Raw genomic sequence first — 14,625 nt, 5'->3', positions numbered from 1 at the left:
ACAGCCGCAGCACCGAATGCAATAAAAAAGCGCCTGCAACCCAGAGATTGCAAGCGCTCCCAGCTATCAAATTCCAAGAATTACAGCAGGCTGGCTGGATCCATATAGCGCTGGCGCCACTCTTCGAACGTCATGGTGTCGGCAGCCTCGATGGCTTGCTGCGCGGTCACCGACTCCTGGCTCATCCGCTCGTAGCGCGCCTGCTGCTCGGCCGTCCAGGGCATGGCCAGCAAGGCATCGCGCGCCTTGGCGGACTGCGTGGTCATGAAGTCTATGAAACGATTGTCATAGGCGCTGGTGAGCTCCTTGAGCACATGGGCCGAGGGCGTGGACTGCGCGTCCTGCACGCGGGCCAGGGCCTGATCCAGCGCAGCGCTGTAGTCGCTTGTGCCATGAGCAGCATCCAGCGCCTGGGCATAGGGACGGCATTGCTCGAGCACTTCCTGTGCCCAGTCGGTCAGCAGCACCTGCTGGCCGTTGCGCACCAGCTTCAGGCCCGGCTCGCGGCCCTGTTCCGCAGCCAGATGCTGGTTGTGCTTGAGGTCGGCAATTTCCTGGGGCGTGTCGTCGGGGCTGTCGCTGTGCAGGCAGTGCAGCAGGAAGACGTCGATCATGCGCATGGTGGCCGGCGCAATGCCCACGGTTTCATAGGGATCGATATCCATGAGCCGCACTTCCACATATTCCACACCGCGCTCGCGCAGCGCGTGCAGCGGGCGCTCGCCGCTCTTGACGGTACGCTTGGGGCGGATGGTGCCGTAGAACTCGTTCTCGATCTGCAGCAGGCCCGTGCCCAGCTGGTTGTAGTCGCCACCGGGGTTGCGCACGCCCAGTTGCTCGTAGGCCGGATAGGGACGGGTCAGCGCCTCGTGCAGCGAGTCCGCATAGCCGTCGAGTCCGTTGTAGCTGACATTGATGCTGGACTGCGCGTCGCTCTGATAGCCCAGGCGCCCCATGCGCAGCGATGTGGCATAGGGCAGGTACAGCGCATGCCTGCCGTCGCCCAGCGGCTGCAGGCGATGCTCGCGCCCCTCCACAAAGCAGGGACACAGCGCGGGAGAGGCGCCATACAGATACAGCAGCACAAAGGCGTTGCGGCGAAAGTTGCGGATCAGCGCAAAGTACTGGTCGCTGCTCACTCCGGGCAGCGACCAGTTGTAATGAATCCCCGAGATGGTCTGCATGCGGCGGCCATAGCGATGGCCCAGACCCATGCGGTACACACTCTTGGAACGGCCCGAGTGCGAGCTGCCATAGCGGCCCAGCGGAATCGTCTCGTCGGTGGGCAGGCGGCAGGGCATGCTGGAGTTCCACATCAGCTCGCCGCTTTCGCTGAGGTTGCGCAGCACGAACTGATGGACTTCGGTCAGCTCGTCCAGGCATTCCTCGACACCCAGGCGCGCGCCGGTGATGAGTTCCAGCTGGGACTCGCTGTAATCGGTGGTGATGTGCGGGTGCGTGAGAGCCGAGCCCAGTTCCGCCGGGTGCGGCGTCAGGGCCAGCGAGCCCGTGGCCAATGCCCGCAGTCCCTCTTTCTCGATGCCGCGACGAATGCCCAGCAGCCTTTCGGCGGTGGGCATGTTCACGGCGGCCTGCGATGTCTTCATTGTTCTTACCTTCTTAGTGAAGACGCTGACGACAAACTTCGTCTGCCCAATCGCGCCCAGACGGCGAATGATAGAGAAACAAGACGCAACGCGATGGCGGCTGGCCGCTTAACCACGTTTTTCGGCCTGTTGAGCCGCCAAGAGCCAGGGCCTCTGCCAGAAATTTGTCAGGTTAACAGCAACCCAAACATGAGCACATGCTCACTCCAAAACAGAAAAAGCCCTCGCGAGAGGGCTTTTTTTCAGCTGTGCTAATCGCAATCGCCTGCCGCTCTTGCCACTCTCACAGGGCAGAAAATTCAGCGACCTTGGCCTTGATCAATGTCCATGCGCTTTCATGGCCTTGCCCACTTCCACTTGTCCCTGGACGGCGCCACTGGCCGGCACCTGCTGGCCTTCGCTGGCCGTGACTTCAGCCAGACGCGCGGCCAACTCTTCGGGAACGGTCTCACCCATGCCCAGATAAACGCCTTCGGTCATGGTGATATGAGCGGCCTCGAAACCGCCTGCGCCGGCGCAGACAATGGTGCGCGTGGGCGCGCTCTCATGCGCCAGCACCAGCATGGCAGGCACCACGGCCTCCGGCTTCAAGGCTTCCAGCACCGGCTCGGGCAGCAGACCCGCCGTCATGCGTGTGGCCGCCGTGGGGGCCAGCGCGTTGACCCGGATATTGTGTTTGGCCCCTTCGATGGCCAGCGTCTGCATCAGGCCCACCTGGGCCAGCTTGGCCGCGCCATAGTTGGCCTGGCCGAAATTGCCATAGAGGCCCGTGGACGAGGTCGTCATCACGATGCGGCCATAGTTCTGCTCCTGCATATAGGGCCAGACCGCCTTGCAGCAATTGGCCGCGCCCATCAGGTGCACGTCGACGACCAGGCGGAAGTCCGCCATGTCCATCTTGGCAAAGCTCTTGTCGCGCAGAATGCCGGCGTTATTGACCAGAATGTCCACGCGCCCCCAGGCCGTGATGGCCTGCTTGACCATGGCCTGCACGGCGTCGAAGTCGGTCACGGAGGCCGCGTTGGCAATCGCCTCGCCGCCCGCCGCGCGGATTTCATCCACTACCTGCTGCGCCGCCGTGGCCGAACCGCCCGAGCCGTCCACCGCGCCGCCCAGATCGTTGACCACCACCTTGGCACCGCGCCTGGCCAGGGCCAGCGCATGCAGACGCCCCAGACCGCCGCCCGCTCCCGTCACGATGGCCACACGACCTTGAAAATCCATTGCCATGATGTGCTGCTCCTTGCTTGTGCATTGATGCAGCCACTTTAAGCGCCCATGCTGCAGCGCAGCGTAGCGTTTGCGACTGCCTGCGGGTAAGTCTGGAGAATGCTATCAATCCGGGAGCATTTACCGCAAAAAATAACTTGGTTTCAATATTAAAACTATTCAAATTTCAATGCCTGCATTCGCTACAAGCTCTTCTATTAATAGCAAAAATCAGTCATCCACAAGCGACGGGCTTTTCCCCAATTTTTCTCAACAAGCCTGTGGACAAGCCTGAATAGCTTTTGCAGCAATGGCTCAAGCAATTGATTTATATTGAATTTTTCAAACTGCCTGTTTTTTGATCAGATCCTATCCGACAACCAGCCACTTATCCCGTCCTACGCTGGACATCCTTGTGAACAACTGCACTCGCCCCATGAATAAGTCAGGCAAGTCATTGATTTCAAAAGGTTCATTTTTCAGCGCTGAAAAAACAGGCAATCCGCACCGGGCCCACGGCCTTGGAAAACCGGCTAAAACAACGGGTTTTGCAAAGAATCACTACAGCGCCTCATGTCCAACGACTCTGCTTTTGCCCCTCCCTTCTTCATCGCCAAGTGCGAGCCCAGCGGCCAGCAGGTCGACGCCTGGGCCGACCAGTCCCTGCTGGACTCGCTGGAGAGCGGCGGCGTGAACTGGCCCAGTTCCTGCCGCAACGGCACCTGCCGCACCTGCATGGGCCAGCTGGTGTCGGGCAGCGTGCACTACGACATCGAGTGGCCGGGTGTGACTACCGAAGAGCAGGCCGAAGGCTATGTGCTGCCCTGCTGTGCCTATCCCGACAGCGATGTGGTGCTCAAGGATCATGAGTATTTGTAAGCCCCCTGAGCAGCCTTGCCGCTTCCCCCCAAGGGGGACGGCATCATTGCTGGGGCGGGCCATGCGGCGGGGCGGCTCTTGCCGGATGCCACGCCTTGGAACTGCATCCGGTTCTTGCACTGCATCATGGTTTCAGGGTCGGCTTGCGCGCTCAAAGCCCGCTCTGCAATAGAATGAGCGCTTTCCGCAAGGCCTTGTCCTGCAGAAAGCGGCTCCGCCCAGGCGGCCTCCCGCCTCACACGTTCTTTGGAAGTCCTGCCTGCGCCCATGGCGGCGTCGGCAATGCCTCACTGGTGCGTGTCATGCGCCAGCCGCCGACTGCAGTGCATCGCATCCAGTTCACGTCCAAGAAGGCATTCCATGAACAGCTCCCTCCAACCTGTGCCCATCTCGCCCGTCGAAGAAATCGTGGCGGAAATGCGTGCCGGCCGCATGGTCGTTCTCGTTGACGAAGAAGACCGTGAGAACGAAGGCGATCTGGTTCTGGCATCCGACCATGTCACGGCGGAGGCCATCAACTTCATGGCCCGCTTCGGCCGTGGCCTGATCTGCCTGACGCTGACCCGCGAGCGCTGCGAATTCCTCAAGCTGCCGCCCATGGCCGCGCGCAACGGCACCGTGTACAGCACGGCCTTCACCATTTCCATCGAAGCCGCCGAAGGCGTGACCACCGGCATCTCGGCCGCCGACCGCGCGCGCACCATCCAGGTGGCCGTGAACAAGAACAGCCAGCCCAGCGATCTGGTGCAGCCCGGCCATATCTTCCCGCTGCAGGCCGTGGACGGCGGCGTGCTCATGCGCGCCGGCCATACCGAGGCTGGTTGCGATCTGGCCGCGCTGGCAGGCTGCACGCCCTCGGCCGTGATCTGCGAGATCATGAAGGACGACGGCACCATGGCCCGCCTGCCCGATCTGCAGCTGTTCTGCGCCGAGCATGGTATCAAGATCGGCACGATTGCCGACCTCATCGAATACCGCAGCCGCAACGAATCCCTGCTGCAGAAAGTGGGCAGCCGCCCCATGCAGACGGCTCATGGCGAATTCATCGCCCATGCCTTCCGCGACGTGCCCAGCGGCTCCGTGCATCTGGCACTGGTCAAGGGCGAATGGCAGCCCGACACCACCGTGCCCGTGCGCGTGCACGAGCCGCTATCGGTGCTCGATGCGCTCGAAACCGGCCGCAACCAGCATTCCTGGTGCCTGGACGAAAGCCTCAAGTACATCAACGGCAATGGCCAGGGCGTGGCCGTGCTGCTCAACTGCAGCGAGTCCGGCGAGCAGTTGCTGACCCAGTTCGAAGGCAAGGCCCGTTCGGCCCAGGCGCCGGAGCGTGGCCGCATGGACCTGCGCACCTATGGCGTGGGCGCGCAAATCCTGCGCGAGTTGGGCGTGAGCAAGATGCACCTCATGGGTCAGCCCCGCCGCATGCCCAGCATGGCGGGCTACGGCCTGGAAATCACGGGTTACATCCCCAAAGAATAAGAGACGGAACACCAGATGCAAAACGCAGAAAAAGGCCAAGGCCAGAACCTCAACGGCGCCGAACTGAAGATCGGCATCGTGCAAGCACGCTTCAACGAAAGCATTACCAACACCCTGTTTGCCTCCTGCCGCGATGAGCTGCTGGCATTGGGTGTGAAGAGCGAGAACATCGACCATGTCACCGTCCCCGGCGCACTCGAAGTGCCCGTGGCGCTGCAAACACTGGCCGACACCGATCAGTACGACGCCCTGGTGGCGCTGGGCTGCATCATCCGTGGGGAGACATACCACTTCGAGCTGGTAGCCAACGAATCGGGCGCAGGCGTGACACGCCTGTCCCTGGACTACCGCCTGCCGATCGCCAACGCGATCATCACCACTGAAAACATGGAGCAAGCCATTGCCCGCCAGGTAGACAAGGGCCGCGACGCCGCCCAGGTCGCCGTGGAAATGGCCAATCTGCTCAACTCCTACGACGATCATGAGTGAAGAACAATCCAGCGAGTCCGGCTCGCGCCGCCCTCCCCAGAAGCGCACCGGCCTGACCAGCACCGGCGCACGCAAGGCGGGCTCCAAATCCAATCGCAGCCGCGCACGCGAGTTCGCACTGCAAGGCCTGTATCAGCACATCGTGGGCCGCAATGCGGTGCTCGACATCGACCGCTTCACGCGCGATCTGGCCGGCTTTCACAAGGCCGACGTGGTGCACTACGATGCACTGCTGCGCGGCTGCGTGGAAAACGAAGCTGCACTGGACGCACTGATCACGCCCAAGCTCGATCGCGGCCTGACCGAGATCTCGCCCATCGAACATGCCTGCATGTGGATTGGTGTGTACGAGTTCCAGAACTGCCCCGACGTGCCCTGGCGCGTGGTGCTCAACGAGTGCATCGAGCTGGCCAAGGAATTCGGCGGCACCGACGGTCACAAGTATGTCAACGCCGTGCTCAACGGACTGGCTCCCGAGCTGCGCGCCACCGAAGTGGCGCATGACCGCGCCAACAAGTCCGCCAGCTGAACCGCTTGAGCTGCAGCGCCGTGCCTGCGCGGCCCTGCTGGCGCCACATGCATAGTCAATGCAAATACTGCAACAGGGCCGCAGGTGCTATCGTGCACCGGCTGGCTGGTTGCAGTTTTTTTATGGGTGCCAGGCTGCTATACCGGCTGCATCCTCCGGCACCAGACTGCACCCGAACGCTGATTGATTGAAAGAATAACGTCGTCCATGTCCGTCATCGAGCTTTCCCGCCGCGCCCAACGTATCGAGCCTTTTTACGTCATGGAAATGGCCAAGCACGCGCAGGAAGTGGCCCGCCAGTCCAGCGCCAGCGGCACGCCCATGATCTATCTGAACATTGGCGAGCCGGACTTCAGCGCCCCGCCTCTGGTGCAGCAAGCGGCAGAGCGCGCCATCCGCGACGGCCGCACGCAATACACCCAGGCACCAGGCCTGCCCGAGCTGCGCGAGCGCATCAGCGCCTGGTACGCCAGCCGCTTCGGCGTGGATGTGCCGGCGCGCCGCATCATCATCACGGCCGGCGCCTCGGCCGCGCTGCAGCTGGCCTGTCTGGCTCTGATCGACGAGGGCGACGAGGTGCTGATGCCCGATCCCAGCTACCCCTGCAACCGCCACTTTGTCTCGGCGGCCGAGGGCAAGCCGGTGCTCATCCCCTCCTCGGCGGCGGAGCGCTTCCAGCTCAGCGCCGCCAAGGTCGAAGCAGCCTGGGGCGAGCGCACGCGCGGCGTGATGCTGGCCTCGCCGTCCAACCCCACGGGCACTTCGATTGCTCCCGATGAGCTGCGCCGCATCCACGACGTCGTGCGCGCCAAAGGCGGGTTGACCATCGTCGACGAAATCTACCTGGGCCTGTCCTACGACGAAGCCTTTGGCCAATCGGCCCTGAAGCTGGGCGATGACATCATCTCCATCAACAGCTTCAGCAAATATTTCAATATGACGGGCTGGCGCCTGGGCTGGATGGTCGTGCCCGAGTCGCTGGTCGCGCCCATCGAGATGCTGGCCCAGCATCTGTTCATCTGTGCCTGCACCGTATCGCAGTATGCGGCCCTCGCCTGCTTCGAGCCCGAGAGCATTGCCGAATACGAACGCCGCCGCGCCGAGTTCAAGGCCCGCCGCGACTACTTCATCCCGGCTCTCGAATCGATAGGCCTGCCCGTGCCCGTCAAGCCCGACGGCGCTTTCTACGCCTGGGCCGACTGCCGCGCTGCCGCCGAAAAGCTCGGCGTGAAAGGCAGCTGGGACTTTGCCTATGCGCTAATGAACCAGGCTCACCTGGCCATCACCCCCGGCCGCGACTTCGGTCAGGCCGAGACGGCGAACTATGTGCGCTTTTCCACCGCCAACTCCATGGAGCAGCTGCAGGAAGCCATTGCTCGCATGAAAAAGCTCTTCTGCTGAATCCGTGATGATGCAGAGCCAACCAGCGCCTTTGCCTGACGGGGCCGATGCCATGCAAGCCGCCGCAGCCGGGGTGTTCACATTCCCGATGCGCGTTTACTGGGAAGACACCGATGCCGGCGGCGCCGTGTTCTATGCCAACTACCTCAAGTTCTTCGAGCGTGCCCGCACCGAGTGGTTGCGCTCGCTGGGCATCGCCCAGCAAAAGTTGCGGGAACAAACCGGCGGCATCTTTGTCGTAACGTCTGCGCAGCTTGAATATCTGCACCCGGCGCGACTCGATGACCAACTCTTTGTTACCGCTAGCTTGAAAAGTGCCGGCCGCGCTTCGCTCACAATCGAGCAGCAGGCGCTGCTGGTCCATTCCGACAGTCACGCCCAAGAGCCCACGCCGCTGTGCACGGGCTCCATCCGAATTGGGTGGGTGGATGGCAAGACCATGCGCCCCGCGAGAATTCCGAACCATATCCTGGAGCAACTTTCATGAACTCCCAAGACGTGTCCATCCTCAGCCTCATCATGCAGGCCAGCTGGGTGGTACAACTGGTCATGCTGATCCTGGTGATCGCATCCATAGCGAGCTGGGCCACCATTTTTCGCAAGGCCCAGACCTTGAAGCGAGTGCGCTCGCTCAACGACAACTTCGAGCAGGACTTCTGGTCGGGCACCAGCCTCAACGACCTCTATGCCTCTGCCGCGCAGAACGCCAAGACCGGCGGCCCCATGGAGCGCATCTTTGCCAGCGGCATGCGTGAGTACCAGAAGCTGCGCGAGCGCCGCATCGGCGATGTCGCCACGCTGATGGACGGCACGCGCCGTGCCATGCGCGCAAGCTTTCAGCGCGAACTCGACGAGATCGAATCCGGCCTGTCCTTCCTGGGCACCGTGGCCTCGGTCTCGCCCTATGTCGGCCTGTTCGGCACCGTGTGGGGCGTGATGCACGCCTTCACCGGCTTTGCCAATATGGAGCAGATCACGCTGGCCACCGTGGCCCCCGGCATTGCCGAGGCCCTGGTCGCCACCGCCATGGGTCTGTTTGCAGCCATCCCCGCCGTGACGGCCTACAACCGCTACGCCCACCACATCGACCGTATCGCCAGCCAGGAAGAGACCTTCATCGAGGAGTTCTCCAATATCCTGCAGCGCAATGTCGGTGCCACCGCCAGCGGCTCCGCCTCCGGCCATTGAGATGAAACGGTTCCCGAGTCGCTTCAGGCCTCTGGCCTTGACAGGACACAAGGCCCGCGGGCCTTTGCACTGCGCCTCTGGATTGAGCCTCGCGCAAGCAGGACGGCTGCGCGCCAAGCAGCCTATTTGTAAGGAGTGTGATCCATGCCAGCCATGAGTTCACGCGGTCGCAATCGCCGCACCGTCAACGAAATCAATATGGTGCCCTTCATCGACGTGATGCTGGTGCTGCTCATCATCTTCATGGTGACGGCCCCCATGCTCACGCCGGGCTCCATCAACGTACCCAGCGCGGGCAAGTCCTCGCGCCCGCCGACCAAGAACATTGCCTATGTGCTGCTCGACAAGGACGGCAGCATCCAGTTCAAGAACGGCAGCAACAACCAGACCATCAAGCTCGACGACCTCAAGGGTCTGGCCCAGTCCTGGCAGCAAGGCCAGGGCGAGGACAGCGCCATCCAGATCATCGCCGACAAGGGTCTGCCTTTTGACGACGTCATGAAGGCGCACACCACGCTGTCCAAGGCCGGCGTCAAGCGCATTGCCTTCGGCGTCGTTTCCTCTTCCAGCAATTGATCCCCTACAGGAAGCTCTGCCGCCGGCCGCGACTTTGATGCCTTGAAGCCGCAGCCCGCGCAGACCACCAATTCACCATGCCTAACCAGCAAGATCGCGATCAGTTTGCCCCGCCCCGCCCCAAAGGCCGGGCGCGCTCATGGTCGCTCGCCCTGGCCGCGCACGGGTTGCTGATCGCGGCCCTGCTGTGGACGGTGCGCCCCCCCAAAGAAGCCGACGAGGCCATGGTCGAAGCCGAGGTCTGGAGCAGTTCCGCCCCGGCTTCCGCAGCCGCCGTGACACCGCCGCCTCCCGCTCCGGAGCCCACGCCGGAGCCGGCTCCGGCTCCCGAGCCGCCACCACCTCCGCCGGAGCCCGTGGTGGCACCGCTGCCTCCTCCTGCGCCTGCCCCCAAGGCTCAGGCCCATGACGACGATCATGAGGCCGAGATTGCCCTGGCCAAAAAGAAAAAGCAGGAGCAGCTGAAGAAGGAAAAGGCCGAGCAGGAAGCCCGCGAACAGCGCGAAAAAGAGCGCAAGGAAAAAGCCGAAAAGGACAAGGCCGAGAAGGAAAAGGCCGAAAAGGCGCAGCTGGAAAAACAAAAGGCCGAGAAGGCTGAAAAGGCGGAGAAGGAACGCAAGGAAAAGCTCGAGCACGAGAAAAAGGAAAAGGCCGAAAAGGTGGCCAAGGACAAGGCCGAGAAGGAAAAAGCGGAAAAGGCTGAGAAAGAGAAAGCCGAGAAAGCCGCCAAGGACAAGGCTGCCAGGGAAAAAGCCGAGAAGGACAAGGCCGACAAGGAAAAAGCCGCCAAGGAAGCCAAGGAGAAGGCGGCCAGGGACGCCAGGGATGCCAAGGCAGCCGATGACCGTCGCAAGGCCGAGCTGGCACGCCTGCAAGGACTGGCCGGCGGCTCCGGCGGCAGCGATCAGGCCGGCAGCGGCGGCAGCCGCACGGGCGGCGCGGGCAGCAGTGCCAGCGGCGGACCGTCGGCCGGCTATGCCGCCAAGGTGGCCGCGCGCGTCAAGCCCAACATCGTCTACCCCGATGCGGTCAGCGGCAATCCGCGTGCCGAGGTCCGCGTGCGCACGGCACCGGACGGCACCATCACCAGTGCCACGATCTCCAAGTCCAGCGGCAACGCGGCCTGGGATGAGGCCGTGGTGCGCGCCCTGCACAAGACCGACAAGCTGCCGCGCGATATCGACGGCAAGGTGCCCTCGGATCTGGTAATCGGCTTCAGACCTCAGGACTGAAGCAGGACTGGACCCCGCGCTGTCCCCCAAGCCCCGCAGGCACGGCCTGCGGGGCTTTTCTCTATCTGTGGCCAATCCGCAACGCACCGAGCTGCATGGCTTGCGCCGCCGCCCGCCAGTCCATAGCATGCCTTTCTTTGCCGCACTCCATGCAGGATTGCGCGCTTCACCCACTCACGCAAAGGAGAGAGCCATGTCCCAGACGACAAATCCCTTTGCAGTCGTGCACGCCTAAAGCCTTCTAGCGCTTCCCGCCACGCTGCAGACCTCGCCCGGCCCATGGAACGACATGGGGCCAGGCCTTGTGCTGCGCGTGAATTCCCGGATGCCCTCGGCCGAGCATGTCGCGACTGCCCCATCGCTGATTTCATGCATTCGACCAAGGGCCATTCATGGGCAATTCTTTTTCGGACACCTATATCAAGGTGTTCGCCAACCGCAGCGTCTGGATCGAGGACGCTGCCATCCAGCAACTTCACACCACCGCCGCCAATCTGGACGGCATCCGCGCCGCCGTGGGTCTTCCCGACCTGCATCCGGGCCGGGGCTATCCCGTGGGCGCGGCATTCTTCTCGACAGAACGCTTCTACCCGGCCCTGGTCGGCGGCGATATAGGCTGCGGCATGTCCCTGTACGCGACCGACCTGGCCGTGCACAGGACTTCGGCTACCAAGCTCGAAAAAGCCGTGGGAAATATCGACGGCCCTCTGCCTCTGGAGCTGCTGGAGACCGTGGACATGGGGCAGCTGCAGCAGATTGCGCAGACCAGCGGCGTCGCCGATCCGGCCTATCTGCTGCAGAGTCTGGGCACCATAGGCGGCGGCAACCACTTTGCCGAACTACAGCAGGTCGAGACCCTCTACGAGGAAGGCGCGCTCGACAAAAAGCGCGTGCACCTCATGGTGCACAGCGGCTCGCGGGGCCTTGGCGGCTCCATACTGCGCGAGCATGTGCAGCGCTTCAGCCACGACGGCCTGGCCGCCGGCAGCGAAGCCGCAAGGCAATACCTGCTGCAGCACGATGCCGCAATCGACTATGCGCGGCTCAACCGCAGCAGCATCGCCCAGCGCCTGCTGCGCGCGATCCGCAGCCAGGGCGAGGCCGTGCTCGACATCACGCACAACCATGTGCTTGCCCACCACTGGCAGGGCCAGGATGGCTTTCTGCATCGCAAGGGCGCCACACCGGCAGACCGGGGCCTGGTCGTCATTCCAGGCTCGCGCGGCGACTACAGCTATCTGGTGCGGCCCGTCGCCGGCCGGCACGAGGCCCTGGATTCGCTGGCCCACGGCGCCGGCCGCAAATGGGCTCGCACGGACTGCATGGGCCGGCTGCGGCCCCGCTTCACGCTGGACGAGCTGCTGCGCACGCGCTTTGGCAGCGCCGTGGTCTGCGCCGACCGCGAGCTGGTCTACGAGGAGGCCCCCCAGGCCTACAAGGATGTGGATTCCGTGGTCGCCAGTCTGCAACAAGCCGGCCTGGTAGAGCTGGTTGCACGCCTCAAGCCCTTGCTGACCTACAAGAAGGGAGCCCTGCAATGCTGCTGATGCAACTGAGCTCGGCCCACGGTCCCGCAGAGTGCGAATACGCGCTGCAGCTGACCCTGCGCAAGCTGCTGCAGGCCTGCGCCGCCGAGGATCTCGCGGTCGAGGTGCTGGAGGAGTTCCGCACCCCGGCCGGCTACAGGTCGGTGCTGCTGCGCTGCGAGCGCGAGACACCTGCCCTGCGCGAATGGCTGGGCACCATCCAGTGGATCTTCGCCAGCCCCTTCCGGCCCCGGCATCCGCGCAAGAACTGGTTCGTCGCCGTGCAGCGCTGCGAGCCCCCGCGCCAGCTGGCCATGGACGGCGAGATCCAGTTCCAGTCCTGCAAGGCTTCGGGCAAGGGCGGCCAGCATGTCAACACCACGGACTCGGCCGTCCACGCCCTGCATGTGCCCAGCGGGATTGCCGTCAAGGTCATGAGCGAACGCAGCCAGCATGCCAACAAACGGCTGGCGCGCGAGCTGCTGGCCATCAAGCTGGCACAGCACAATGCGCGCAGCGAGGGGCAGGCACAGCGCCTGCGCAGCCAGCAGCACTGGGAGGTCGAGCGCGGTCAGGCCGTCAAGGTCTTCCGCCTTTAACCGCCCCGAGATGACATTGCCGCCCTCCTCCCGAACGCCGGGGCGGCGGCAATGTCGCTGCTGCCCCGGCCACTTAGAAGCACAGGTAGACCCCCAGGACCAGCAGACTGAGCATCAGCAGCTTCCGGAAAAGCTCGGGCGAGAGTTTCTCGCGCAGCAACTCGCCCCAGTGCATGCCGGCCAGCGCCGGAATCAGCATCAGGGCCGAAGCCAGCAGTCCCAGTCCCAGTCCCATCTCCTGCGCCTGCGCACCCAGGCCCTGACCCTGCCAGAGCAAACCAGCACCCAGGGCCAGCGTGGAAGTGGTAAAGCACAGGCCCATGGCCTGCATGAGTGCGGGACGGGACAGGCCCAGCGACTGCAAAAAGGCCACGGCTGGCACGACAAAGACACCGGTAACCGCCGTGATGGCGCCCGTCAGCAAGCCGCATGCCGCGCCCAGCCAGGCCTGGTGCGGCGCCGGCGTCTGCCAGCGCAGGCCCGACAGCCCCCACAGGGCGTACATCACCAGCGCCAGGCCCAGAGCCGGCCTGGCTGCGGGCAGGCTGCCGACTCCGCCCCAGAGGGCCACGCCGCCCAGCGTGCCCAGCACAATGCCCAGCTGCATCCAGCCCAGTCTCTGCAGCAGGGGACGCAAACCCGCCACGGGCCGCATCTGCACCAGATTCGTCACCAGCGACGGCAAAAGCAGCAAGGCCGCTGCCTGCGCAGGCGGCATGAACACCGCCAGCAAGGCCATGGAAACCGTGGGCAGACCCAGACCCACCACGCCTTTGACACAACCCGCTAGGCCAAACACGGCAATGGTTGCCGCAGCCATCCAGCCTTCGTTCCACATCATCAATCCTTCGTATTATCCGAATCTTTAAACACCGGCAAGATCTATCTTTCTCTTGCTTAGCGCTGATAATCCTTCGACACAAGACTCTTTACCAACGGGATTATTCAAATCCAGACTTCGTATAAACCTTAGGCTTGAATCCCATGCGCTTTGACCTGACCGACCTCCAGCTGTTTGTGCACATCCTCGACAGCGGCACGCTGACGGCAGCGGCACAGCGCAGCCATCTCACGCTGGCCTCGGCCAGCGAGCGCGTGCGCGGCATGGAGGCGCTTCTGGGCACGGCGCTGCTCATTCGCCAGGCACGCGGCGTGCAGCCCACGGCTGCTGGTCACACCCTGGGCCAGCATGCACGCCAGGTGCTCAGCCAGATGCAGCTCCTGCGCGGGGCCATGGGCGAATTCGGCGCCGGCCTGGCCGGGCAGATACGTTTGCGCGGCAATACCTCGGCCGTGCGCGAGCATCTGCCGCTGGCCGTCAGCGGCTTTCTGCGCCAGCACCCGCAGATTGCCCTGGAGCTGCAGGAATGCCCGAGCAGCGAAGTGCTGGCCGGACTGCGCCAGGGCCTGTGCGATATCGGCGTGGCCGCCTGGGATGCCGAAGACGCGGCGGCGCTGGCTGGCCTGCACTGCCAGCCCTGGAGGCCGGACCCGCTGGCCGCCGCCTTGCCGCTGGGCCATGCGCTGGCCGGACGCTCGCAACTGAAACTGGCCGAGCTGCTGAACGAGAACTGGGTCGGCCTGCCACGCGAATCCGCCCTGCAGCAGCTGCTGCAGAAACAGGCCTTGCAGATCAATGACCGGCTGCTGCGCATCCAGGTCCAGCTGCAGCATTTCGAAGGTCTGTGCCAGCTCGTGGGCCAGGGCGTCGGCATTGCCGTGCTGCCGCTAGCTGCCGTGCAGCGTCACGGCGCCGCCACCGGCGTGGCGGCCGTGCCGCTGTCCGACGCCTGGGCGCAGCGCCAGCTGCTGCTGTGCACGCCGGCTGGGTCGGCATCGCTGTCCTTGCCTGCGCGGCAACTGCACGCGCAGCTGCTACAGACCGCGTAGCCTTAGCAAGCCACGGTG

15 protein-coding genes are annotated in these 14,625 nt (G+C 63.8%); 12 read left to right on the top strand and 3 right to left on the bottom strand.

Annotation, left to right across the window (positions count from 1 at the left end):
• Positions 1-80 precede the first annotated feature (80 nt).
• On the bottom strand, positions 81-1,607 hold the full coding sequence (gene gshA / locus JAO85_RS16535) for a glutamate--cysteine ligase (RefSeq protein ID WP_012839205.1): 1,527 nt from the start codon (positions 1,605-1,607) through the stop codon (positions 81-83).
• Positions 1,608-1,925: 318 nt separating this feature from the next.
• Positions 1,926-2,837 carry an SDR family NAD(P)-dependent oxidoreductase gene (locus JAO85_RS16530; protein ID WP_003063906.1) on the bottom strand — a complete coding sequence of 304 codons (912 nt, stop codon included), beginning with the start codon at positions 2,835-2,837 and terminating at the stop codon, positions 1,926-1,928.
• A 552-nt stretch (positions 2,838-3,389) separates the two neighbouring features.
• Here JAO85_RS16530 and JAO85_RS16525 point away from each other — a divergent pair.
• From JAO85_RS16525 to prfH, 11 genes are all read left to right on the top strand, one after another.
• Complete coding sequence (locus JAO85_RS16525; protein WP_012839207.1) at positions 3,390-3,695, top strand: 2Fe-2S iron-sulfur cluster-binding protein; 306 nt, start codon at positions 3,390-3,392, stop codon at positions 3,693-3,695.
• A 360-nt stretch (positions 3,696-4,055) separates the two neighbouring features.
• Complete coding sequence (gene ribBA, locus JAO85_RS16520) at positions 4,056-5,177, top strand: bifunctional 3,4-dihydroxy-2-butanone-4-phosphate synthase/GTP cyclohydrolase II (RefSeq protein WP_003063911.1); 1,122 nt, start codon at positions 4,056-4,058, stop codon at positions 5,175-5,177.
• 15 nt (positions 5,178-5,192) lie between these two features.
• Entirely contained in the window at positions 5,193-5,666 is a 474-nt protein-coding gene (gene ribH, locus JAO85_RS16515) for a 6,7-dimethyl-8-ribityllumazine synthase (RefSeq protein WP_003063913.1), read from the top strand.
• A complete protein-coding gene (gene nusB, locus JAO85_RS16510) occupies positions 5,659-6,195 on the top strand; it encodes a transcription antitermination factor NusB (RefSeq protein ID WP_003063915.1) in 537 nt (178 codons plus the stop codon). Before ribH ends, nusB begins: the two co-directional genes overlap by 8 nt.
• 207 nt (positions 6,196-6,402) lie before the next feature.
• Positions 6,403-7,596, top strand: a complete 1,194-nt coding sequence (locus JAO85_RS16505) for a pyridoxal phosphate-dependent aminotransferase (RefSeq protein WP_202788556.1) — start codon at positions 6,403-6,405, stop codon at positions 7,594-7,596.
• A gap of 52 nt (positions 7,597-7,648) precedes the next feature.
• Entirely contained in the window at positions 7,649-8,083 is a 435-nt protein-coding gene (ybgC, locus tag JAO85_RS16500; protein WP_034359495.1) for a tol-pal system-associated acyl-CoA thioesterase, read from the top strand.
• The gene (gene tolQ / locus JAO85_RS16495; RefSeq protein ID WP_202788555.1) at positions 8,080-8,784 is read left to right on the top strand and encodes a protein TolQ; all 705 of its coding nucleotides are present in this window, start codon (positions 8,080-8,082) and stop codon (positions 8,782-8,784) included. Before ybgC ends, tolQ begins: the two co-directional genes overlap by 4 nt.
• Positions 8,785-8,928: 144 nt before the next feature.
• Positions 8,929-9,360: a biopolymer transporter ExbD gene (locus JAO85_RS16490; RefSeq protein WP_202788554.1), complete on the top strand. Its 432-nt coding sequence runs from the start codon at positions 8,929-8,931 to the stop codon at positions 9,358-9,360.
• A gap of 77 nt (positions 9,361-9,437) precedes the next feature.
• Complete coding sequence (gene tolA / locus JAO85_RS16485) at positions 9,438-10,592, top strand: cell envelope integrity protein TolA (protein ID WP_202788553.1); 1,155 nt, start codon at positions 9,438-9,440, stop codon at positions 10,590-10,592.
• 392 nt (positions 10,593-10,984) lie between these two features.
• A complete protein-coding gene (locus JAO85_RS16480; RefSeq protein ID WP_202788552.1) occupies positions 10,985-12,139 on the top strand; it encodes an RNA ligase RtcB family protein in 1,155 nt (384 codons plus the stop codon).
• Entirely contained in the window at positions 12,130-12,717 is a 588-nt protein-coding gene (prfH, locus tag JAO85_RS16475; RefSeq protein ID WP_202788551.1) for a peptide chain release factor H, read from the top strand. The genes JAO85_RS16480 and prfH overlap by 10 nt, the downstream gene beginning before the upstream one ends.
• A 73-nt stretch (positions 12,718-12,790) precedes the next feature.
• Here prfH and JAO85_RS16470 read toward each other — a convergent pair whose 3' ends face one another.
• The gene (locus JAO85_RS16470; RefSeq protein ID WP_202788595.1) at positions 12,791-13,555 is read right to left on the bottom strand and encodes a sulfite exporter TauE/SafE family protein; all 765 of its coding nucleotides are present in this window, start codon (positions 13,553-13,555) and stop codon (positions 12,791-12,793) included.
• 146 nt (positions 13,556-13,701) lie between these two features.
• Between JAO85_RS16470 and JAO85_RS16465 the strand changes: the two genes are divergently transcribed.
• On the top strand, positions 13,702-14,607 hold the full coding sequence (locus JAO85_RS16465; RefSeq protein WP_202788550.1) for a LysR substrate-binding domain-containing protein: 906 nt from the start codon (positions 13,702-13,704) through the stop codon (positions 14,605-14,607).
• Positions 14,608-14,625 lie beyond the last annotated feature (18 nt).

Origin of the sequence: Comamonas sp. NyZ500, from assembly GCF_016772095.1 — a bacterium.
GTDB classification, from domain to species: Bacteria; Pseudomonadota; Gammaproteobacteria; order Burkholderiales; family Burkholderiaceae_C; genus Comamonas; species Comamonas thiooxydans.
This window is presented reverse-complemented; position numbering and strand designations above follow the sequence as displayed.

Coding starts and splice junctions, on each gene's coding strand:
- gshA (WP_012839205.1), bottom strand. CDS start 1,607: ATGAAGACATCGCAGGCCGCCGTGAACATGCCCACCGCCGAAAGGCTG.
- JAO85_RS16530 (WP_003063906.1), bottom strand. CDS start 2,837: ATGGCAATGGATTTTCAAGGTCGTGTGGCCATCGTGACGGGAGCGGGC.
- JAO85_RS16525 (WP_012839207.1), top strand. CDS start 3,390: ATGTCCAACGACTCTGCTTTTGCCCCTCCCTTCTTCATCGCCAAGTGC.
- ribBA (WP_003063911.1), top strand. CDS start 4,056: ATGAACAGCTCCCTCCAACCTGTGCCCATCTCGCCCGTCGAAGAAATC.
- ribH (WP_003063913.1), top strand. CDS start 5,193: ATGCAAAACGCAGAAAAAGGCCAAGGCCAGAACCTCAACGGCGCCGAA.
- nusB (WP_003063915.1), top strand. CDS start 5,659: ATGAGTGAAGAACAATCCAGCGAGTCCGGCTCGCGCCGCCCTCCCCAG.
- JAO85_RS16505 (WP_202788556.1), top strand. CDS start 6,403: ATGTCCGTCATCGAGCTTTCCCGCCGCGCCCAACGTATCGAGCCTTTT.
- ybgC (WP_034359495.1), top strand. CDS start 7,649: ATGCAAGCCGCCGCAGCCGGGGTGTTCACATTCCCGATGCGCGTTTAC.
- tolQ (WP_202788555.1), top strand. CDS start 8,080: ATGAACTCCCAAGACGTGTCCATCCTCAGCCTCATCATGCAGGCCAGC.
- JAO85_RS16490 (WP_202788554.1), top strand. CDS start 8,929: ATGCCAGCCATGAGTTCACGCGGTCGCAATCGCCGCACCGTCAACGAA.
- tolA (WP_202788553.1), top strand. CDS start 9,438: ATGCCTAACCAGCAAGATCGCGATCAGTTTGCCCCGCCCCGCCCCAAA.
- JAO85_RS16480 (WP_202788552.1), top strand. CDS start 10,985: ATGGGCAATTCTTTTTCGGACACCTATATCAAGGTGTTCGCCAACCGC.
- prfH (WP_202788551.1), top strand. CDS start 12,130: ATGCTGCTGATGCAACTGAGCTCGGCCCACGGTCCCGCAGAGTGCGAA.
- JAO85_RS16470 (WP_202788595.1), bottom strand. CDS start 13,555: ATGTGGAACGAAGGCTGGATGGCTGCGGCAACCATTGCCGTGTTTGGC.
- JAO85_RS16465 (WP_202788550.1), top strand. CDS start 13,702: ATGCGCTTTGACCTGACCGACCTCCAGCTGTTTGTGCACATCCTCGAC.